General features: G+C 74.0%; 21 protein-coding genes. 12 read left to right on the top strand and 9 right to left on the bottom strand.

Annotated elements, in window-relative coordinates:
* Window positions 1–29: 29 nt before the first annotated feature.
* Window positions 30–1,058, top strand: coding sequence for a M48 family metallopeptidase (locus V7S47_RS13730; RefSeq protein WP_170867213.1), 1,029 nt, complete (start codon window positions 30–32; stop codon window positions 1,056–1,058).
* A complete protein-coding gene (locus tag V7S47_RS13725) occupies window positions 1,055–1,321 on the top strand; it encodes a peptide methionine sulfoxide reductase (protein WP_336562068.1) in 267 nt (88 codons plus the stop codon). Before V7S47_RS13730 ends, V7S47_RS13725 begins: the two co-directional genes overlap by 4 nt.
* A gap of 15 nt (window positions 1,322–1,336) precedes the next feature.
* Here V7S47_RS13725 and V7S47_RS13720 read toward each other — a convergent pair whose 3' ends face one another.
* On the bottom strand, window positions 1,337–1,936 hold the full coding sequence (locus V7S47_RS13720; protein WP_336562067.1) for a TetR/AcrR family transcriptional regulator: 600 nt from the start codon (window positions 1,934–1,936) through the stop codon (window positions 1,337–1,339).
* Window positions 1,937–2,042: 106 nt separating this feature from the next.
* Here V7S47_RS13720 and V7S47_RS13715 point away from each other — a divergent pair, with 106 nt between their 5' ends.
* From V7S47_RS13715 to V7S47_RS13705, 3 genes are all read left to right on the top strand, one after another.
* On the top strand, window positions 2,043–2,810 hold the full coding sequence (locus V7S47_RS13715) for an SDR family NAD(P)-dependent oxidoreductase (RefSeq protein WP_336562066.1): 768 nt from the start codon (window positions 2,043–2,045) through the stop codon (window positions 2,808–2,810).
* 68 nt (window positions 2,811–2,878) lie between these two features.
* On the top strand, window positions 2,879–3,169 hold the full coding sequence (locus tag V7S47_RS13710; RefSeq protein ID WP_090860596.1) for a DUF1330 domain-containing protein: 291 nt from the start codon (window positions 2,879–2,881) through the stop codon (window positions 3,167–3,169).
* A gap of 58 nt (window positions 3,170–3,227) precedes the next feature.
* Window positions 3,228–4,388 carry a glycosyltransferase gene (locus tag V7S47_RS13705; protein WP_336562065.1) on the top strand — a complete coding sequence of 387 codons (1,161 nt, stop codon included), beginning with the start codon at window positions 3,228–3,230 and terminating at the stop codon, window positions 4,386–4,388.
* On the opposite strand, the gene V7S47_RS13700 is transcribed toward V7S47_RS13705, so the two are convergent.
* The 7 genes from V7S47_RS13700 to V7S47_RS13670 form a co-directional block, all read right to left on the bottom strand.
* Window positions 4,385–5,251, bottom strand: a complete 867-nt coding sequence (locus tag V7S47_RS13700) for an HpcH/HpaI aldolase/citrate lyase family protein (protein WP_336562064.1) — start codon at window positions 5,249–5,251, stop codon at window positions 4,385–4,387. The genes V7S47_RS13705 and V7S47_RS13700 overlap by 4 nt on opposite strands.
* Window position 5,252: 1 nt before the next feature.
* Window positions 5,253–6,341: an HpcH/HpaI aldolase/citrate lyase family protein gene (locus V7S47_RS13695; protein ID WP_336562063.1), complete on the bottom strand. Its 1,089-nt coding sequence runs from the start codon at window positions 6,339–6,341 to the stop codon at window positions 5,253–5,255.
* A 24-nt stretch (window positions 6,342–6,365) separates the two neighbouring features.
* Window positions 6,366–6,752, bottom strand: a complete 387-nt coding sequence (locus tag V7S47_RS13690; RefSeq protein ID WP_336562062.1) for a cyclic nucleotide-binding domain-containing protein — start codon at window positions 6,750–6,752, stop codon at window positions 6,366–6,368.
* Between the two features lie 182 nt (window positions 6,753–6,934).
* Entirely contained in the window at window positions 6,935–7,441 is a 507-nt protein-coding gene (locus tag V7S47_RS13685; protein WP_336562061.1) for a J-domain-containing protein, read from the bottom strand.
* A gap of 82 nt (window positions 7,442–7,523) precedes the next feature.
* Window positions 7,524–8,981, bottom strand: a complete 1,458-nt coding sequence (locus V7S47_RS13680; RefSeq protein WP_336562060.1) for an MFS transporter — start codon at window positions 8,979–8,981, stop codon at window positions 7,524–7,526.
* 52 nt (window positions 8,982–9,033) lie between these two features.
* Window positions 9,034–10,350, bottom strand: coding sequence for a M20 family peptidase (locus tag V7S47_RS13675; protein WP_336562059.1), 1,317 nt, complete (start codon window positions 10,348–10,350; stop codon window positions 9,034–9,036).
* A gap of 94 nt (window positions 10,351–10,444) precedes the next feature.
* A complete protein-coding gene (locus V7S47_RS13670; protein WP_336562058.1) occupies window positions 10,445–11,050 on the bottom strand; it encodes a nitroreductase family protein in 606 nt (201 codons plus the stop codon).
* Between the two features lie 10 nt (window positions 11,051–11,060).
* Here V7S47_RS13670 and V7S47_RS13665 point away from each other — a divergent pair, with 10 nt between their 5' ends.
* The 7 genes from V7S47_RS13665 to V7S47_RS13635 all read left to right on the top strand — a co-directional run bounded on the left by V7S47_RS13665 (window position 11,061) and on the right by V7S47_RS13635 (window position 19,550).
* A complete protein-coding gene (locus V7S47_RS13665; protein ID WP_336562057.1) occupies window positions 11,061–12,293 on the top strand; it encodes an allantoate amidohydrolase in 1,233 nt (410 codons plus the stop codon).
* Window positions 12,290–13,606: a formimidoylglutamate deiminase gene (locus V7S47_RS13660; RefSeq protein ID WP_336562056.1), complete on the top strand. Its 1,317-nt coding sequence runs from the start codon at window positions 12,290–12,292 to the stop codon at window positions 13,604–13,606. Before V7S47_RS13665 ends, V7S47_RS13660 begins: the two co-directional genes overlap by 4 nt.
* Window positions 13,603–14,787 carry an imidazolonepropionase gene (hutI, locus tag V7S47_RS13655; protein WP_336562055.1) on the top strand — a complete coding sequence of 395 codons (1,185 nt, stop codon included), beginning with the start codon at window positions 13,603–13,605 and terminating at the stop codon, window positions 14,785–14,787. Before V7S47_RS13660 ends, hutI begins: the two co-directional genes overlap by 4 nt.
* Before the next feature lie 71 nt (window positions 14,788–14,858).
* Window positions 14,859–15,002 (top strand): hypothetical protein, encoded by a 144-nt coding sequence (locus V7S47_RS13650; protein WP_170867215.1) that lies wholly within the window; start codon window positions 14,859–14,861, stop codon window positions 15,000–15,002.
* Between the two features lie 44 nt (window positions 15,003–15,046).
* Window positions 15,047–17,971 (top strand): helix-turn-helix transcriptional regulator, encoded by a 2,925-nt coding sequence (locus V7S47_RS13645; RefSeq protein ID WP_336562054.1) that lies wholly within the window; start codon window positions 15,047–15,049, stop codon window positions 17,969–17,971.
* 4 nt (window positions 17,972–17,975) lie between these two features.
* Complete coding sequence (locus V7S47_RS13640) at window positions 17,976–18,767, top strand: sucrase ferredoxin (protein WP_336562053.1); 792 nt, start codon at window positions 17,976–17,978, stop codon at window positions 18,765–18,767.
* Between the two features lie 78 nt (window positions 18,768–18,845).
* Complete coding sequence (locus tag V7S47_RS13635) at window positions 18,846–19,550, top strand: DUF4232 domain-containing protein (RefSeq protein ID WP_336562052.1); 705 nt, start codon at window positions 18,846–18,848, stop codon at window positions 19,548–19,550.
* 3 nt (window positions 19,551–19,553) lie between these two features.
* Here V7S47_RS13635 and V7S47_RS13630 read toward each other — a convergent pair whose 3' ends face one another.
* A complete protein-coding gene (locus tag V7S47_RS13630; RefSeq protein WP_336562051.1) occupies window positions 19,554–20,270 on the bottom strand; it encodes an SDR family NAD(P)-dependent oxidoreductase in 717 nt (238 codons plus the stop codon).
* Window positions 20,271–20,318: the final 48 nt, after the last annotated feature.

Below are 20,318 nucleotides of genomic sequence, written 5' to 3'. Positions count from 1 at the left end.
ACGTCGGCGGCGCGTGTCAGAGTGCTCCCGTGACGAATCAGCCGGCGCGCGGACGCGTCGTACTCCGGGACATCAGCTCGCGGGCGTGGGAGCACCCCGCCGACCGGGGTGCGCTGGTCGCGCTGCGCAAGCTGAAGGGCTTCGACACGGTCCTGAAGGCGGTGTCGGGGCTGTTCAACGAGCGGGCGGTCCGGCTGGTCTTCCTGGGCTCCGCCGTCCGGGCCGACGAGCGGCAGTTCGCGACGCTGCACCGGCTGCTGGGCGAGGTCGCGGAGACGCTGGACGCGCCCGACCTGCCGGAGCTCCCGGAGCTGTACGTCGCCGCCAACCCGGTGCCGAACGCGCACACGCTCGGCATGAACAAGCCGTTCATCGTGCTGACCTCCGGTCTGGTCGACCTGCTGGAGGAGGACGAGCTGCGGTTCGTCCTCGGCCACGAGCTCGGCCACGCGATCAGCGGGCACGCCGTCTACCAGACCCTGCTGCAGCGGCTGCTGACCCTCTCCGGGGTCTTCGCGTCGATCCCGATCGGCGGGCTGGGCATCCGGGCCATCGTGGCGGCGCTGCACGAGTGGTCGCGCAAGGCCGAGCTGTCGGCCGACCGGGCCGGGCTGCTGGCCACCCAGGACCCCGCGACGGCGTTCCGCGTGCACATGAAGCTGGCCAGCGGCGGGCTGCTCTCCGACCTCGACCAGACGGCGTTCTTCGCCCAGGGCCAGGAGTACCTCGAGTCCGGCGACCTCCGCGACTCGGTCCTCAAGCTGCTGCTGATCGAGAACCAGACGCATCCGTTCGCCGTCGTACGGGCTGCGGAGCTGCGGCGCTGGGTCGACTCCGGGGACTACACCGCGCTCCTCGGCGGCGCCTACCCCCGCCGCGTCGACGACGCCACGGCGACGGTCACCGACGCGGCCCGCGACGCGGCCCGCAGCTACTCCGAGACGTTCCAGCAGAGCCAGGACGCCGTCGGCAAGCTTGTCCACGACGCGGCCGGCTTCCTCGGCAGCGCCAAGGTCTGGTTCGACGAGCAGGTCCGACGGGCCCGCGGGACCGAGTGAGCCTCCGCGACCTCTTCGACCGGCTCCCCGAGGGCTGGTCCGCGGTCGCGTACGACGGCCGCCGCTACGGCGTGACCCGCACCGTGCGACTGGGCGGGCGCCAACAGAGCGTGTACGCCGAGGAGCTGGGCGGGACGGACGTCGTCAGCGCCAACCTCTACCTCCCGCGCGACGGCGAGGAGGCGTTCCGGCCCTGCGAGATGCCGGCCCGGAAGGTCGTCGCGTTCCTGACCGGTCTGGACGTGTCGACCCCGGGCTCGTGAGGTCGGGCTGTCGGATCAGGACCTCGGCCAGGCCGCCATCGCCAACTCCGCGGTGTCGGTGAGCTCGGCCGACGTGGCCCCGTCGCGAGCCCGCTGCGACATCCCGTGGAGGACGGTCGTGAAGTACGACGCGAGCCTCGCCGGGTCGGTCGACGCCGGCAGCTCGCCGTCCTCGCGGGCGGTCGTGAGCCGCTTCTCGAAGGTCGCGACGTCGGCGTTGCGCAGGTCGCGCATGTAGGTGGCGACGTCGACGTCGGCCGCGACCGCGCTACAGAGCAGGTTCCCGGCGGGGGTCTCGGGGTCGGTGTACATCGCGGCCGCGTCGATCAGGACGCGACGGAAGGCGTCGTACGCCGTGGGCTCCCTCGCCATGGCGGCCCAGACGAGCTCGCCGGCCGGAGACCGGCCGTACGTCTCGACGACCTCGTTGAACAGCGACCTCTTGTCACCGAACGCCGCGTAGAGGCTGCCGGGCCGGATGCCCATCTCGCGGGTCAGGTCGCTGATCGAGGTGCCCTCGTAGCCGTTCTCCCAGAACAGTCGGGTCGCGGCCTCCAGCGCCGCCGCGCGGTCAAAGCTCGGCGGTCGGCCGCGTCGCGTGTCCGGAGGGCTCATCCCTTCATTCTAGAGCGATCGTTCCAGAGTTCGGCACACCTTTCTTGGTCGAATGCTCAACAAGACGTAGCCTCACCTTGAACGATCATTCAACAAAGGAGAGATCATGTCAGGACCACTGCAGGACAAGGTCGCTCTCGTCACCGGCGGGAGCCACGGCATCGGCCGGGCGATCAGCGAGCGCTTCGCCCGGGACGGGGCGATCGTCGGGCTCGGCTTCGGCCACGACGAGGCGGCGGCGCGGGAGGCGGTCGAGCGGATCCGCGAGGACGGCGGGCGCGCCTTCGCCGTACCCGCCCAGCTCGGCTCGCGCGGCGATGCGGCCCGCCTCTGGGAGGCCTTCGACGCGGCGAGCGGGAACCAGGTGCCCGACGGACGGCTGGACATCCTCGTCAACAACGCCGCCGCGGGGAACGTCGCCCGGCTGGCGGACCTGACCGAGGAGGACTTCGACCGCCTGGTCGCGGTGAACGTGAGGGCGCCGTTCTTCGTCACCGGGCTCGCCCTGCCGCGCCTGCGCGACGGTGGCCGGATCATCAACATCTCGAGCCGCGCGGCGACCGTGGCGAGTCCGGAGCTGATCGCCTACGGCACCACCAAGGGTGCCCTCGACACGTTCACGCGCCACCTGGCCCAGGACCTCGGCTCGCGCCGGATCACGGTCAACGCGGTCTCGCCCGGCGTCGTCCTCACTCGCAACAGCGACTACCTGGTGGCGGATCCGGAGCTCACGGCGCAGGCGACGGCACGCGTCGCCCTGGGTCGGCTCGGGGAGTCCGACGACGTGGCGAGCATCGTCGCCTTCCTGGCCTCCGAGGACGGTCGGTGGGTGACCGGTCAGGTCGTCGACGCCTCGGGTGGCACCGCGCTCTGACCGGGCCGCCCGCGCCCGTGCAGCGGCCTCACGTCGCCGCCGGCCCGCCGGCGCGGCAGGATGGGCCCATGAGCGCCTACTGGATCAGCATCTACCGGGAGATCCTCGACGAGTCGAAGCTGGGGGCGTACGCCACCCTCGCCGGTCCTGCCCTGGAGGGGGCCGGCGGCACCTTCGTCGCCCGCGGCTTCCCCGAGCAGGTCTACGAGTCCGGGGAGTCGACCCGGACCGTCGTCATCCGCTTCGACTCCGTCGACGCGGCCCGGGCCGCCCACGACAGCCCGGCGTACCAGGAGGCGCTGGCGGCGCTCGACGGCGGCGCGGTGCGCGAGATCCGGATCGTGCCCGGGCTCGACTGACCTCGGGTTCCCCAGTTTCGGGGCTGCGCCGGCGGCCCGGGACGGGGACGATGGGGCGATGCGCGTCCTCGTCGCGTCCACCGCGGGGTCCGGCCACTTCGGACCGCTGGTCCCCGTGGCCCGGGCCTGCGCGGAGGCCGGCCACGACGTGGCGGTGGCGGCGCCCGCGTCGTTCGCCGACGAGGTCGCCGGGGCCGGTTTCGGGCACCTGCCCTTCGCGGACGTGCGGCCCGAGGTCCTCGGCGAGGTCATGGGTCGGCTGCCGTCGCTGTCCACCGAGGACGCCAACCGGGTCGTGGTCGCGGAGGTCTTCGGCCGCCTGGACGCCCAGGCCGCGCTCCCGGGCGTCGCCGCGACGATCGAGGAGTGGCGGCCGGACGTCGTGCTCCGCGAGCCGACCGAGCTCGGCTCGCTCGCGGCGGCGCTCGCGGCCGGCGTTCCGCAGGTCGTGGTGGCGGTCGGGGTCTCGTCGCTCCTCGCGCGGGTCACGGACCTGCTGGCCGAGCCGCTGGTCGAGCTCGACGAGCTCGCCGGGCTCCGGCCGGGCGCCTGCTCTGCTGCGATCCGCGCCGGCACCACCCTCACCAGCGTGCCGGCCGTGCTCGACGAGGCGATCACCTCCGTGGTCCCGTACGACGGCCCCGTGATCCGCTACCGCGTCCCCCCGGCCACCGGCCCCGGACGGCTGCCCGGGGAGTGGGGCGACCCCGAGGAGCCGCTGGTGTACGTGAGCTTCGGGTCGGTGGCCGCGGCGCTCCCGCCGTTCGCCCGGGTCTACCCGGCGGTGCTGGAGGCCTTGGCCGACCAGCCGGTGCGGGTGCTGCTCACGACCGGCCGCGGCGTCGCGCTCGACACCCTCGTCGTCCCGCCGAACACCCGGCTCGAGCAGTGGTGGCCGCAGGACGCCGTACTGCCCCTCGCCTCGGTGGTGGTGGGCCACGGCGGCTTCGGGACGACGATGGCCGCGCTCGGGGTGGGGATCCCGCAGGTCGTGCTCCCGCTGTTCGCGATGGACCAGTTCGTCAACGCCGACCACGTGGCGGCGGTGGGCGCCGGCATCGGGCTCCTCGGGGGCGTGGACGCGGTCGGCGACCTGCCCGCAGCGCTCTCGACCGTGCTCGCCGACCCCCGCCACCGGCAGGCGGCCGGCGCGGTCGCCGACGCGATGGCCGCGCTGCGGCCGGTCGGGGACGCCGTGCGGATCCTCGAAAGGATCTAGCCGTCCAGCGCCTGGATGGCCTCGTGGATGTCGAGCGTGCGCCGGGCCGACTCGACGTGCAGGTTCTCGACCATCCGGCCGTTGAACGTGACGACCCCGGAGCCCGCCCCGTCCTCCCAGGCCTGGATGAGCCCGCGCGCGTCGGCCACCGCCTGCTCGGACGGGGCGAAGGCGGCGTTGGCGCCCTCGACCTGGCCGGGGTGGATGAGGGTCTTGCCGTCGAAGCCCATCTCGCGGCCCTGGCGGCACTCGGCGAGGAAGCCGTCGGCGTCCTTCACGTCGTTGTAGACGCCGTCGACGATCGCGATCCCGGCGGCGCGGGCGGCGAGCAGGGCGGTGTGCAGCGACGGCAGGATCGGCGCACGACCGGGCACGTGCTCGGCGTAGAGCTCCTTGACGAGGTCGTTGGTGCCGAGCACCAGCACGGCCAGCCGCTCGGAGGCGCGGGCAATCGCGAGGGCGTCGAGGATGGCCACCGGCGTCTCGATCATCGCCCAGAGGCGGGTGTGCTCGGGCGCCCCGGCGGCCTCCATCGCGGCGACCAGGCCGCGGACCTCCTCCGCGCTGTTCACCTTGGGTACGACGATCGCGTCCGGCCCGGCCTGGCTGGCCGCGACCAGGTCGTCGTCGTGCCACTGCGTGCCGATCCCGTTGACCCGGATCGTCAGCTCGCGGCGGCCGTACTCGCCGGAGCGCACGGCGGCCACGGCCGCGGCCCGCGCGTCCACCTTGGCGTCCGGGGCGACCGCGTCCTCGAGGTCGAGGATGACCCCGTCGACGGGGAGGGTCTTGGCCTTCTCGAGCGCCTTGGCGTTGGAGCTCGGCATGTAGAGCACCGAGCGGCGGGGACGGAACTCGCTCATCTCAGGCCTCCTCGGCGATCGCGTCGTACTGCTTCTTCAGCTCCGGGTCGATCGCGGCCAGCTGCTCGGCCAGCTCGACCATCACCAGGCACTGCTTGAGGGAGGCGTCGTCCTCCATCTTGCCGTCGAGCATCACCGCGCCCGTGCCGTCGCCCATCGCGGCGACCACCCGGCGCGCGTGCGCGACGTCCTCGACGCTGGGGCTGAACACCCTGTTGGCGATGGCGATCTGCTTGGGGTGCAGGCTCCAGGTGCCGACGCAGCCGAGCAGGAAGGCGTTGCGGAACTGGTCCTCGCACGCCGTCACGTCGGCGATGTCGCCGAACGGGCCGTAGTAGGGGTAGATGCCGTGCATGGCGCAGGCGTCGACCATCCGGGCGATCGTGTAGTGCCAGAGGTCCTGCTGGTACGTCGGCCGCCGGGCGTCGGGCTGGTCGGGGTTGGGGTCCTCGCGGACCAGGTAGCCGGGGTGTCCGCCGCCGACGCGGGTCGTCTTCATCCGTCGGTCGGCGGCCAGGTCGGCCGGGCCGAGGCTCAGGCCCTGCATGCGGGGGGACGCGCCGCAGATCTCCTCGACGTTGGCGACTCCGCGGGCGGTCTCGAGGATCGCGTGCACGAGGATCGGCCGGTCGAGCCCGGCCTTGGCCTCGAGCTGCGCGAGCAGCCGGTCCACGTAGTGGATGTCCTCGGCGCCCTGGACCTTCGGCACCATGATCACGTCGAGCTTGGCGCCGATGGCGGGCACGAGCGTGGTCAGGTCGTCGAGCGCCCAGGGGCTGTCGAGGCTGTTGATCCGGGTCCACAGCTGGGTCGGGCCGCTCTGCCCACCGAGATTGGCGGTCTCCGACGCGATCTTCACCAGGCCCTCGCGGGCCGCCAACTTGTTGTCCGCCTTGACCGCGTCCTCGAGGTTGCCGAGCAGCACGTCGACGCTGCCGACCATGTCGGGGATCTTCGCGGCCATCTTCGGGTTGCTCGGGTCGAAGAAGTGGATCGCCCGGCTCGGGCGGGCCGGGATCTCCGTCGGGGGCGTCGGCGCACCCACCGCCAGAGGTCGGAAGAAGTCCTTCGCGCTGCGTGATCCGCTCATGCGCGGGAACGTAGCAGCGGGTGGTTACCCGCCGGTATGACGTATCTCTCGGCGGGCCAGGACCACGTCGTCGAGCGCCTCCCGGAAGGAGGGCAGCTGCTCGCTGAGCCGTCGTACGGCGTCGTCGGTGAGGTGGAGGAGCTCGAGCGGGGTCAGCGCCACGATGGTCGCCGTGCGCAGGGTGTGGTTGACGATCGCCGTCTCGCCCATGATGTCGCCGGCGCCGAGCCGGGCGATCTCCTCGCCGCCGCGGCGTACGGACACCTCGCCGGACAGGATGATGTAGGCCTTGTCGGCCGGGGTGGACTCCCCGATGGGCGACCAGCCCTGGGGAAGCCGGAGCCGGGTCGCGGCCGCGCTGATCCGCGCGACCTCGGGAGGCGTGAACGCCTCGAAGAACGAAACTGCCATCTGCCTGTGCCTCTCGGAGCCGGGGCTCCCTCCCGCCTCCCATACTCGCGGTACGGACGCCGTTCGGCCAGAGGTGGTCCGGGTGACGGTCGGCACGTCGCCTGCCGCACCTCGCGGGCGGTGAGCTGTCCACCGTCGGGTCGGCCGGATCGGTGGGAGCCGCGCCGGCGCAGGCCGACACGTCAGTGGCGGCGCTGCCACCAGCGGCGTCGGGGCGGCTGCGCCGCCTGCGTCGTACGGCGGGCCGCGGCCCGCTCGGCCCGGCGCTCCCGCCAGGCCTCGACGGTCGCCTCGAGGTCGCGCGGCATCGTGACCAGGGGCGGCCCCTCGGGCAGCCGGTAGCGGGCCGCGACCACCCGCTGGTTGAAGTCCTCGACCGCGGCCCGGACCTCGCGCTCGCTGGCGATCGTGTCGAGCCGGTCGTCGAGCTCGCCGTCCTCCTTGCGCAACTGGACGCTCGGCGGCAGGACCACGAGGCGCTCGCGCTCGACCAGCTTCTTCACCCACCAGTCGGGGTCGTGGCTGCTGCCGAGGTCGGCGATCGGCTTGCCGGCGCCGGGCAGGTCGTCGAAGTCGCCGCGCTCCATGGCGACCCGGATCTGCTGGTCGACCCAGGTCTGCTGCTGGGCGATCCGCGCGGCGGCCGCGGCACGGCCGGTGCGCTGGTCGGTCTCGCGCTCCTCGCTCATGCCCTCCGAGGATAGTCCGTCACACCGTGGTTGCTTACTCGTCGGTAACCAAGGCTGGTGTGCCGGACTACCCCGACGGCCCTCAGACGACGACCGGGCGCTCGACGTCCTCGTCCTCGGCGACCTTCGGCATCATCAGCAGCACGCCGGCGGCGATCAGCGAGGCCACGGCGCAGACCGCCCAGACGGTGAGGTAGCCCGACAGCGGGGCCTTGCCCTCGTCGGGCCCGTCGAGGGAGCCGGTCGCGGTCAGGGCGATCGCGAAGACCGCGGAGGCGATGGCGCCGCCGACGGTCTTGGTCGCGTTCGTCATGCCGGTCGCGAAGCCGGTGCGCTCGGGCGGGGCGCTGGCGGCCGCGGTCGCGGGCAGCGCGGCGACCAGGGCGCCCGAGCCGAGGCCGATGACCGCCATGTTGGTGAGCGCCTGCGCGGTGGTGTCGTGCATCGCGAGCCACAGGCCGTAGCCGAGCGCCACCAGCAGCGATGAGGCGACCAGGGCCGCCCGCGGGCCGAGGAGGCGGCTGCTCAGCGGCAGCGTGAAGGCGCCGATGGCCAGGAAGATGACGTAGACGCCGATCAGCGTGGACACGAAGCCCGAGCTCGCCCCGAGGCCGTAGCCGGCGGAGTCCGGGTCGGTCTGGGCGAAGGTCGAGAGCGGGATCTGGGCGCCGAGCACCGACATGCCGAAGAGGAACGCGGTCAGCTGCACCGGCCACTGGGCCGCCGACGAGAGCAGGCGTACGTCGATCAGCGGCTCGTCGAGGCTGTTCTCGTAGCGCACGAACGGGACCAGGACCGCGAGCCCGGCCAGGACCAGCAGCCAGGCGACGACGCTGCCGGCGCCCTCCAGCCGGACGACGACCAGCCCGGCCATCACCAGGCCGAGGGCGGCGGTGATCAGCGCGAGGCCGCCGTAGTCGATGCCGCCGCTCGCCTCGCCCGGCGCGTCCTCGATGCCCCACCAGATGAGCCCCAGGCAGATGGTCACGACGATCGCGGGGAGCATCAGCAGCACGGTCATCGAGGTGGCCTCGACCAGGGCGCCGGAGGTGAGCGCGCCGACGATGACCGACAGCTCCAGCGCGCCGACCAGGATCGCGGCCGAGCGCCGGGTGAGCCGGGTCTGCTGGCCGGTCCCGGCCGTGCGGCGGTAGATGATCGCCACCTCGAGCGGCAGCCAGACGACGTACGCGCCCTGGATGGCCCAGCCGATGAGGAAGGTCGTGAAGTTGGGTGCGAAGGCCAGCACCCAGGAGCCGAGCGCGGTGACCGCGGTCGAGAGCAGCAGCACCTTCTTGTGGCCGACCAGGTCGCCGAGCCGGGCCAGCAGCGGCACGCAGAGCGCCGAGACGATCAGCTGGGCCGCCTCGAACCAGTTGACGTCGCCCTCGGGGATGCCGAGGTGCTCGGCGATGTCGGGGTAGATCGGCGTGTAGTAGCCCTGCAGCACCCCGCTCGCGACCTCGACGCAGACCAGGAAGCCGACGATGGCGAAGAGGCCGTGCACCGGCTTCAGGCCGGTGCTGGAGGTCTGGGTCACTGCGGGGTCCCTGCGGAAGCGCGAGCGTAGCGAGTGGTTTCGTGGGGTGAGTTCACTGCGGGAGCCTCTCGATCAGGTGGCGGTACCAGCGGACGCCGTCGAGGAAGGCGTCGACCCCGAGGTGCTCGTCGTACGAGTGGATCGCCTGGCGCTGCGCCTTCGTCATCCGGAACGGGGCGAACCGGAAGACGCGCTCGCAGATCGCCGTGAAGTGGCGGGCGTCGGTGGCGGCCATCATGACGTACGGCGCGGGCACGGCGTCGGGGAAGATCTCGCTGATCGAGCGCTCGATCAGCTCGAAGGCGTCGTCGCGCGGGGAGATCGGGCTGGGCTCGTTCTGCTCGACGACGCTGATCTCGACCTGGTCGTCGCCGATCGCCTTCCGCACGTGCTCCAGGACGCCGGTGACGGTGTCGCCGACCATGATCCGGATGTTGACGCCGGCCTTGGCGGTGCCGGCGATGACGTTGAGGGCGGGGCTGCCCGACAGCGTGGTGACGGCGAACGTCGTCCGTGCCATCGCGGCCGGCTCCGGCCCGGCGGCCAGCAGCGCGCGGGTCAGCAGCGGCTTGATCCGCTCGGCACCGGCCATCAGCGGGCGCAGGGGCAGCGGGGCGTGCGGGGCCATCCGGCGGAACAGCTCGAGGGTCGGCTCCGGGACGCTCGCCGGCATCGGGCTCTTCTCGAGCCGGGTGATCGCGCGGGCGATCCGGGCGGTCGGGCCCCACCTGGCCGGGGTGCTCGCGTGCCCGCCGCGGCCGGTCGCGGTCAGCTCGAACGACGTCACGCCCTTCTCGGTCACGCCCACGACCCCGATCGGGGCGCCGACGCCGGGGAAGGCCTCGCTGGCGATCGCGCCGCCCTCGTCGAGCACGAACCAGGGCCGTACGCCGCGCCGCGTCAGCTCGTCCACCGCGAGGCCGGCCGCCACCCCGGCGATCTCCTCGTCGCAGCCGAAGCTCAGCCAGACGTCCTGGGCGGGGGTGTGTCCGCGCTCGAGCAGCGTCTCGACCGCCTCGCAGATCCCGGCCACGCAGCCCTTGTCGTCGAGGGTGCCGCGGCCCCAGACGCTGCCGTCCACGATCGCGCCGGAGAACGGCGGGTGCTGCCACTCGCCCTCCACCGGGACGACGTCGAGGTGGGCCATCAGGACGACCGGCCGGGTGTCGGCGGCGCCGGGCCAGCGGAAGAGCAGGCCGTGGGTGTGGATCCGGGTCAGCTCCAGCCGCTCGTGGAGCAGCGGGAACTGCCGCTCCAGCTCCTCCAGCAGCCGGTCGAACGCGTCGGTGTCCACCAGCTGCGGATCGCGGTGGCTGACCGTCGGGATCCGGACCAGCGCCTGCAGCTTCGCGACCGCCCTGTCATCCATGGGCGGCAGGCTACTTCTCCGTCGCCGCTCTCGGATCCGAGACGGCCGGTCGGGGTGGCGGCTTGTGGCCGTCGGTCCCGGGCGGTCTGCTGGGTCAGTGACCCCAGCTGCCCCGGTGGACGACCTCGTCGAGGGGCCTCCTGCGTCGGCGGGCCGGGGAGCCCGGGGCCCCACCGTCGGCCGGGTGACCCAGGGTGATCACGCCGATCGGGTCGTGGTCGTCGGGGATCGCGAAGGCCCGTCGTACGGCGTCGTCGGCGTGCGGGGGTACGCCGAAGAAGCAGCCACCCAGCCCCGCGTCCACCGCGGTCTGCAGCACCAGCAGGCTGGCCATCGCGGTGTCGAGGTGCCAGAACGGCATCGGCCAGCGGGCCTCGTCGCGGTCGGTCCAGCCCTTGTCGGGCCGGGCGTAGCGGTCCAGGTAGGCGGCCTTGCTGCTGCACGGGACGATCACCACCGGCGCGGTCATCATGCCGCGCAGCCAGCTGTCCGGCTCCTTGTCGAGGTCGGCCGTCGTTGCCCAGAAGCGCCGTACGTCGTCGGGGGTGTCGAGCACCAGGAACCCCCAGCCCTGGCTGAACCCGGCGCTCGGCGCCCGGGTCGCGTTGGCCAGGGCCCGGTCGACGAGGGCCGGGTCGACCGGCTCGTCGGTGTAGCGACGGACCATCCGGCGGCGTCGTACGACGTCCTGGAACTCCATGGAGGAAACCTTGCCCGATGACTTCGAGGCCATGTGGTCCGACCTCGCACCGGTCGGCCGGTCGACCACCAGCGGGGGCTACTTCCGCCAGCCGTTCCTGAGCGCCGAGCGGGAGCTGGCCGCGTGGTTCGTCGAGCAGTGCGCCGCCCGGGGCCTGCGGGTCGAGACCGACGGGTTCGGCAACACCGTGGGCTGGTGGGACGTCGACCCAACGCTGGTTGAGGTGCGAAGGCCCCGCGGGCCTGAGCCTCGAAACCCCCGCAGTCCCACCCCCGGCGCCGTCCTGACCGGCTCCCACCTCGACTCGGTCCTCGACGGCGGGGCGTACGACGGCCCGCTCGGCGTGGTCTCCGCGCTGGCCGCCGTCGACCTCCTGCGCGAGCGTGGCGTCGCCCCGTCCCGACCGCTCGGTGTCGGGGTGTTCGCGGAGGAGGAGGGATCGCGCTTCGGGCTGGCCTGCCTCGGCTCGCGACTGGCGACCGGGGTGCTCGCGTGGGAGGACGCCCGGACGCTGACCGACCGCTCCGGGGTGGCGCTCGCGGACGTCGTACCCGGCGGGTCGTCGTCGCTGCTCGCCGACGTCGGGACCTTCGTCGAGCTGCACGTCGAGCAGGGCCGCGACCTGGTCGACCGCGACGCGGCGGTCGGGGTGGCGAGCGAGATCTGGCCGCACGGGCGCTACCGAGTCGACGTCACCGGAGCGGCCAACCACGCGGGGACGACCCGGATGGAGGACCGGGCGGACCCGATGCTGACCTTCGCGATGACCGCCCTCGCGGCCAACAAGCAGGCTCGGCTCTCGGGCCAGCGGGCGACCTTCGGGCGGGTGTCGGTGGAGCCCAACGGGACCAACGCGGTGCCCTCCCGGGTCACCGCGTGGCTCGACGCCCGGGCATCGTCCGACGACGCGCTGGCCGCGCTCGTCGAGGCCGTGACGCGGCAGGCCTCCGAGCGCGCGGCGCGCGACGGCACGGCGGTGGCGGTCACCGCCGAGTCGGTCTCGGCCTCGGTGGCCTTCGACCCCGCGCTGGCCGCCGCGCTGACCGACCCGCGCGGCTGGCCGGTCATCCCGACCCAGGCCGGCCACGACGCCGGCATCCTCCAGGCCGCGGGGATCCCGACCGCGATGCTCTTCGTCCGCAACCCGACGGGCGTCTCCCACTCGCCGCTGGAGGCGGCCGCCCTGGCCGACTGTCTGCTCGGCGTGGTCGCGCTCGCCGACGTGCTCGAGGGGCTGTTGTGACGGCGTACCTGCTCGAGCGAGCCTGGGTCGGCGGCGCGGTCGTCGACGACGTGCGGGTCGAGATCGAGGGTGGGCGGTTCACGGGGGTGGATGTCCTACTTCCCCGGTTCACCGGGAAAGTAGGACATCGCCTCCCCGGCCTCACCCTCCCCGGCCTGGCCAACGCCCACAGCCACGCGTTCCACCGGGCGCTGCGCGGACGGACCCAGCGCGGGGGCGGGACGTTCTGGACCTGGCGCGAGCAGATGTACGACGTCGCCGGGCGGCTCGACCCGGACTCCTACCACCGGCTCGCGACGGCCGTCTTCCGCGAGATGGTCGCGGCGGGGATGACGACGGTGGGCGAGTTCCACTACCTGCACCACCAGCCCGACGGCACGCCGTACGACGAGCCGCACGCGATGGCGCTCGCCCTGGTCGAGGCGGCTCGGACCGCCGGGATCCGGATCGCGCTGCTGGACACCTGCTACCTCAGCAGCGGATTCGGCGCGCCCCCACAACCAGCGCAATTGCGCTACTCGTGGGGCTCCGCTGCCGCCTGGGCCACACAGACGGCGCAATTGCGCCGGTGGGGGGAGGCGCAGCCGCACGTTGCGGTCGGTGCGGCCATCCACTCGGTGCGGGCCGTGCCGCGCGCGGACCTGCCGACCGTGGTCGAGGCGGCCCGGGGCGGGCCGCTGCACGTGCACCTCAGCGAGCAGGTGCAGGAGAACGACGACTGCCTCGCGGCGTACGGCGTCACCCCGACCGCCCTCCTGCAGGAGGCGGGCGCCCTCGGTCCGGACACCACCGTCGTGCACGCCACCCACCTGACCGACGCCGACGTCGAACAGTTGGGGACGACGGGGACCACCGTCTGCATGACCCCCACCACCGAGCGCGACCTGGGCGACGGCATCGGTCCGAGCCGGGCGCTGCACGACGCGGGCGCCCGGCTGAGCCTCGGCAGCGACAGCCACGCGGTCGTGGACCCGTTCGAGGAGATGCGGGCGGTCGAGCTCGACGAGCGGCTGGCCACGCAGCGGCGTGGCCACTGGTCCGCGGCCGAGCTGCTGACGGCCGCCACCCGCCACGACAGCCTGGGCTTCGCGGACGCCGGCCGGATCGAGGTCGGCGCCCGCGCGGACCTCGTCACCCTCGCCACCGACACCCCGACCACCGCCGGGACCGGCGCCGACGAGCAGACGGCCGTCTTCGCCGCGACCGCGGCCGACGTGACCCACGTCGTGGTCGACGGCCGGGTCGTGTACGACGGCGACCGGGCCGCGGTCGGCCGGGCCCTCCACGACGAGATCCAGAGGCTGATGGGATGACCGCCACCCTGTTCACCGGCATCGCCGAGCTGGTCACCAACGACCCCGAAGCCCACGACGCCGAGGCCACCGATCCCGGGGCCGACGACCGGCTGAGCGCGATCGAGCACGCCGCGCTCGTGGTCGAGGGCGGGAAGGTCGTCTGGGTCGGCCCGGCCCGGGACGCCCCGGCCGCGGACGCGTCGTACGACGTCGCCGGCCGGGCGGTGCTGCCCGGCTTCGTCGACTCGCACAGCCACCTGGTCTTCGCGGGCGACCGGTCACGGGAGTTCGCGGCCCGGATGGCGGGCGAGTCGTACGCCGCCGGCGGCATCCGCACGACGGTCGCCGCGACCCGGGCCGCCACCGACGAGCAGCTGACCGCGCACGTCGCCCGGCTGGTCCGGGAGATGCAGCGCCAGGGCACCACGACCGTCGAGATCAAGAGCGGCTACGGCCTCACGGTCCGCGACGAGGCCCGCAGCCTCGCGGTGGCGCGCCAGTTCACCGACGAGACGACCTTCCTCGGCGCGCACGTGGTCCCCGACGGCGACCCGGGGCAGTACGTCGAGCTGGTCACCGGCCCGATGCTCGAGGCCGCCCGCCCGTACGCCCGCTGGATCGACGTGTTCTGCGAGGAGGGCGCGTTCGACGAGGACCAGGCGCGGACCGTCCTGGCGGCGGGCGCGGCCGCCGGGCTGCGCGGCCGGCTGCACGCGAACCAGCTCGGCCCCGGGCCCGGCGTACGCCTGGCGGCCGAGCTGGGCCTGGTCGCCGTCGACCACTGCACCTACCTCGACGCCGCCGACGTCGACGCGCTGCGCGACAGCGGCACGGTGGCCACCCTGCTCCCGGGCGTGGAGTTCTCGACGCGCCAGCCCTACCCCGACGCCCGCCGGCTCCTCGACGCCGGCGTCCGGGTCGCGCTGGCCAGCGACTGCAACCCCGGTTCGTCGTACACGAGCTCGGTGCCGTTCTGCATCGCACTGGCCGTCCGCGAGATGGGGATGACGCCCGCGGAGGCCGTGCACGCCGCGACGTACGGCGGGGCCGCGGCCCTCGACCGCGACGACGTCGGCCGGTTGACGGTCGGCAGTCGGGCCGACTTCTTCGCGATCGACGCCCCGAGCCACGTGCATCTGGCCTACCGGCCGGGGGTGCCCCTGGTCGCTGGCACCTGGGTCGGAGGCCGTCCGATCTGAGGTAGGCGGGCCGCCGGTCTAAGGCACCAGCCCGATGTGCGCGCCTACCTCAGGCGACGAACCTCGGGGACATGACCGACAACACCGCCTTCCTGAAGTCCGAGCTCGCCTACCGCACCCACCGGATCAAGACCGGGGTCGTCGGCCGTCGCCGCGGTCACGTCCGCACCCCGTGGTCCCGCCGACCGGCCGACGCGAGCGACGACGCCCGCTGAGAAGGGTGACCGCACTGTCGTGGCGCCCGGCGATGATGGGGGGCATGGCCACCCCGCGCACCGCCCCGACCGTGATGGTCGGGCGCGACGCCGAGCTCGACGAGATCACGTCGTCGCTCGGCGTCGGGGCGAGCGAGCCCGGCGGCGTCGTCCTGCTCTCCGGTGACGCCGGGGTGGGCAAGACCCGGCTGCTGATGGAGCTGCGCGACCGGGCGCTGGCCGAGGGCTGGCAGGTGCTCGCCGGGCACTGCCTCGACTTCGGCGACAGCGCGCTGCCCTACCTCCCGTTCTCCGAGGTGATCGGCCGGCTGCTCGTCGACCGGCCGGACGTGGTCGAGAAGGTCGCGGCCACCCACCCCGCCCTGGCCCGGCTCAAGCCCGGTCGCCGGATGATCGGCGCCGACGAGGACGCGTCGGCGCTCGACCGCGGCGACCTGTTCGAGGCCGTGCACGCGCTGCTCGGCACGGCCGCGGGCCAGGCACCGCTGCTGCTGGTCGTCGAGGACACCCACTGGGCCGACCGGTCGACGCGCGACATGCTCAGCTTCCTGTTCTCGCGGCCGTTCTCCGCCCCGGTCGGGGTGGTCGCGTCCTATCGCTCCGACGACCTGCACCGGCGCCACCCGCTGCGCCGCCAGGTGGCGGAGTGGTCGCGGCTGCGCGAGGTCGACCGGGTCGCCCTCAGCCCGCTGCCCGACGACGCCGTACGCGCCCTGGTGGCCCAGCTGGCGCCCGCGGGCCTGGACGCCAAGGAGCTGGCCGGGCTGACCCAGGACGTCGTCGACCGCGCCGACGGCAACGCCTTCTTCGTCGAGGAGCTCACGAGCGCCGCGACCGTCGGTGACCTCGGTGACCTCGCCGACGTGCTGCTCGTCCGCCTCGACCGGCTCGACGACGTCGCCCGCCAGGTCGTCCGGACCGCCAGCGTCAGCGGACGCAAGGTCGCCCACGACATGCTCGAGGTGGTGTCCGGTCTCGACGCCGCCGCCCTCGACGAAGGTCTGCGCCGCGCCGTCGAGATGAACGTGCTGGTGGCCGAGCACGGCCGCTACGCCTTCCGCCACGCGCTGCTCGCCGAGGCGGTCTACGACGACCTGCTGCCCGGCGAGCGGGTGCGGCTGCACGGCCGGTACGCCGCGGCACTGCGCGACGGCGCGGCCCGCGGCGCCGCCGCCGAGCTGGCCCGGCACGCGCGGCTGGCGACCGACCTCGACCTGGCCCTCGACGCCAGCATCCGCGCCGGCCACGAAGCGAGCTCGGTCGGCGGCCCCGACGAGGCGGCCTACCACTACCAGCAGGCGCTCGAGCTGCTCGCCGAGCCGAGTCGGTTCGCCCGGGCCGACGTCGAGGTGTCCAAGCTGGTCGTGCAGGCGGCCGACGCGCTCAACGCCAGCGGCGACGCGGAGCGGGCGGTCGCCCTGATCGACGCCCACCTGGAGCGTCTCCCCGAGGACACCACGGACGCGGCCCGCTCCCGGATGCTGATGGCCCAGGCCAACGCGCTCTACGTCATCGAGACCGTGCGCGACCCGGCCGCGGTCTCCGCCCGGGCCGTCGAGCTCGCCCCCGAGGGCGACAGCCCCCTGCGGGCCCGGGCGCTGGCGGTGCACGCCCGGGTGCTGGCCGGAGGCGGGCGCTACGACGATGCGCAGGCCGCCGGGATGGACGCCCTCGCGCTGGCCGAGAAGCTCCAGCTGAGCGAGCTGGTCGCCGACGCGGTGACCACGTTGAGCCTGCTGAAGAAGGCCGGCCCCAAGGAGGGTCTGCGCGCAGCGCTCGGGGACGCCGTCGCGCAGGCGGAGGCCACCGGCGCGGTGCTGTCCGAGGTGCGCGGGCGGTTCCTGCTGGGCCGGTCCTACGAGGACTGGGCCGAGTTCGCGGAGGCCGAGCGGTGGTTCCGCAGCACCATCGACGTCGCGCTGGCGGCCGGGCTGCCGTGGGCGCCGTACGCCTTCGAGGCGCGGTGGCAGCTCGCCTGGGTGCTCCACGTCCAGGGCCGCTGGGACGACGTGCTGGCGCTGACCGACGTGGCCGACCTGACCCCGCCGGCGATCCCGCGGGCGCTGCTCGACTCGATCCGGCTGCTGGTGCGCCAGGCCCGCGGCGAGGACATCGCCGCGGAGGTGCAGGCGCTGCGCCGGCTGTGGGAGCGCGAGGGCGGGATCGCCATCCAGTCCGCCGAGCTGCAGACCGTGTGCGCCGGCCGGAGCGGGGACGCGGCCGCCGTCCTCGCGGCGTACGACGAGGCCGTCACGGTGCTCGGCCGGATCTGGCACGAGTGGTTCAGCGCCCGGGTGCGGCTCGCAGCGGTGGCGGTCGCGGAGCTGGCGGCCCTGGTGCCGCGGATGAGCGCGGCCGAGCGCGAGCGGGTCGTGGTCGACGTCGAGCGGCTGCACGACGACGGCCACACGGTGCTCGAGCGCTACGCCGACCCGTCCGGCCACTGGGGCCCCGAGGGCCGGGCCTGGGTGAGGCGGCTGGACGCCGAGACGCTGCGGGTCCGCTGGCTCGCCGGGGTCGACGCGCCACCGCTCGACGTGCTGCTGGAGGTCTGGCGCGAGACGATCCAGCTCTTCGAGGACTTCGGGCACGTGCACGAGACGGCCCGGTCCCGCGCCGCGCTCGCCGCGATCCTGCGCGCGACCGGCGACGTCGCCGCCGGCCGGGTCGAGGTCGACCTGGCCCGCGACGCCGCCCGCGCCCTGGGCGCCCGACCGCTGCTCGAGACGCTGGCCGCGCTGGGCTCCGGGCCCGCCCGGGGCGACGCCGCCCCCGACACCCTCACCGCGCGGGAGGCCGAGATCCTGGCCCACGTCGCCGAGGGCCGGTCCAACGGCGAGATCGCCAAGCAGCTCTTCATCAGCGCCAAGACCGTCTCGGTGCACGTCTCCAACATCCTGGCCAAGCTCGGCGCCTCGAGCCGCACCGAGGCCGCCGCGATCGCCCGCCGCCGGGGTCTGCTGTCATAGCCCGGTGATCTGCTCCTCGCTGTCCGCCGCCGACGGTGAGCCGCAGGCCGGGACCGCGCCGACCGACACCGAGTGGCTGTTCGTCGAGCACCCCGGACCGTGGGGCGCGAAGGCTGCCGACGACCTCGGTCTGACCGTCCCCGGCGTACGGGTGCAGCTGATCCGCCGCCACGGTCGGTCCTCGTCCGAGTCCGGCGTCCGGCTCTTCGCCGCGACGCTCGAGGCCGAGGTCTCGGTGCGCACCGCGGTCGTCCCGTCCCTGGCCGCGCTCGACGACGCGACCTGGACGCCGTACGACGAGCCGTTGCTCCTCGTCTGCACCAACGGCCGCCGCGACCGCTGCTGCAGCGAGCTCGGTCGCCCGGTGGCGGCCGCACTCGCCGACCGTTGGCCGGACGCCACCTGGGAGACCACCCACATCGGCGGCCACCGGTTCTCCGGCACCCTGCTCGCCCTGCCCTCGGGCGTCGCCCTGGGCCGGCTGTCCGCGTCGACGGCGGTGCCCGCGGTCGAGGCGCTGCTCGCCGGTTCGCTGCCCGACCTCGGCCTGGTCCGCGGCCGCTCCGGGCTGCCCGGTCCGGCGCAGGCGGCCGAGCTGGAGCTCCGCCGTACCCACGGCCTGACCCGGCTCGGCGAGGTCTCGGTCACCGGGACCTCGGGCGACGAGGTGACGCTCCGGACGGCCTCCGGCGAGCTCCGGGCGACGGTGACCACGACCCGTGGCGAGCCCCGCCAGCAGTCCTGCGGGGACGCGAAGCTGAAGGCCGCGCCGTCGTACCTGGTGGCGCTGCGGTGAAAGGTCGGTGAACCGCGTGTGACGCCCGGGGCAGGAGGCGAACGGGTGGCCTAGGTTCCGCGGGACCGAAGGAGCTCGATGACCACCCGACGAAGCGCGCGCGGAGCGCTGATCACCCTCGTGCTGGCCGCGTTGCTGGCCCCACTCGGCTGCTCGACGACCGAGCCCGCCGACCTGGCCGGCGGGCCGCAGGCGGCGGACGGCGCCACGGCGGCGGTGCCGGAGCGGCAGTCGCCGCCGGTCGAGCCCGCGCCGGCGGCGACACCGGCCACGAGCGCTCCGCCCACTCCGGTGGCGACCGAGGTCCGCCGGGTGTCCAACTGCCTGTCCGACGCCCTCGGGGAGGTGAGCCAGCGCGAGCGGGTGCTCCCGGACCGGATGAACGCCGCGGGGACCAGCCCCCTGATGGCGACCGACGTGACGGTCGTCAACGTCTCCGCGGAGGCCTGCTTCCTGTCGGGCTGGCCCGGGGTGACCCTGATCGGGGACGGGCTGACCCACCCGTCGGTCGAGGGGGCACCTGCGCCCGAGGCCGACCACGAGACGGTGCCGCAGCAACGCGTCGAGAACCTCGCGGGAGACGCCCCGGCCATCGAGCTCCCACCGGGTGGGAGCACGTCGTTCAGCGTCCTGTACGACGGGCTCGTCTGCCTCGAGCCGGTGTGGCGGATGGATCTGCAGGTGGTGGGCGACCCCCGACCGATCGAGGTGGCGCGCACCCAGATCTGCAACTCCGACCCGGTGCAGGTCGGGCCGTTCGGCACGGTCGTCGACGCGGAGTAGGCCTCAGCCGAACGCGCGCGCCACGTGCCCCAGCAGGTCGGGGTAGCGCTGCAGGTGGGCGCCGCCGTTGAGGTCGAGCACCTCGCCGGTGAGCCACTCGGCGCGCGAGATCCACACGACCGCGGAGGCGACCTCGGCGGGCGTGCCGGCGCGGCCGAGCGGGGTGTTGGCGAGGTAGTCGTCCTCGATCCCGGGGATCCCCATCGCCGGCTCGGTCAACGGCGTGACGACCAGGCCGGGGGAGACCGCGTTCACCCGGATCCCGCGCGGGCCGAGCTCCAGCGCCGCGACCTCGGTGAGCATGGCCAGGCCCGCCTTGGCCGAGCAGTACGCCGCCATCCCCGCCCCCGGCTGTCGCGCGTTGAGCGAGGTCAGCGAGGTGATCGAGCCGCCGCGTCCGAGCACGCGTGCGGCGTGCTTGAGGACCACCAGCCCGCCGGTCAGGTTGACGTCGACCACCCGCCGGAACTCCGCCACATCGTGGTCGGCCACCGCCATCAGGGTGCTGACGCCGGCGCTGTTGACGACGACGTCGACCCGGCCGTGGTCGGCGACGACCCGGTCGAGGAGGGCGCTCACCGACGGCTCGGAGGTGACGTCGACCTCGGGCAGGTCGGCCACCACGACGGTGCAGCCGCCGGCCTCGAGGGCGGTCGCGCAGGCGGCCCCGATGCCGGACGCACCCCCGACCACGACGGCGACGCGAGAGGGATCGGACACGGCGTACCTCCAGGCGGGAGTCAATTGACGCGTGTCAACTTAGGGCCT

Source organism: Nocardioides sp. CCNWLW216 (assembly GCF_037120545.1).
GTDB lineage: Bacteria > Actinomycetota > Actinomycetes > Propionibacteriales > Nocardioidaceae > Nocardioides > Nocardioides lianchengensis.
Note: the sequence above shows the minus strand (reverse complement) of the source record. Positions and strands in the feature narration are given on the sequence as shown.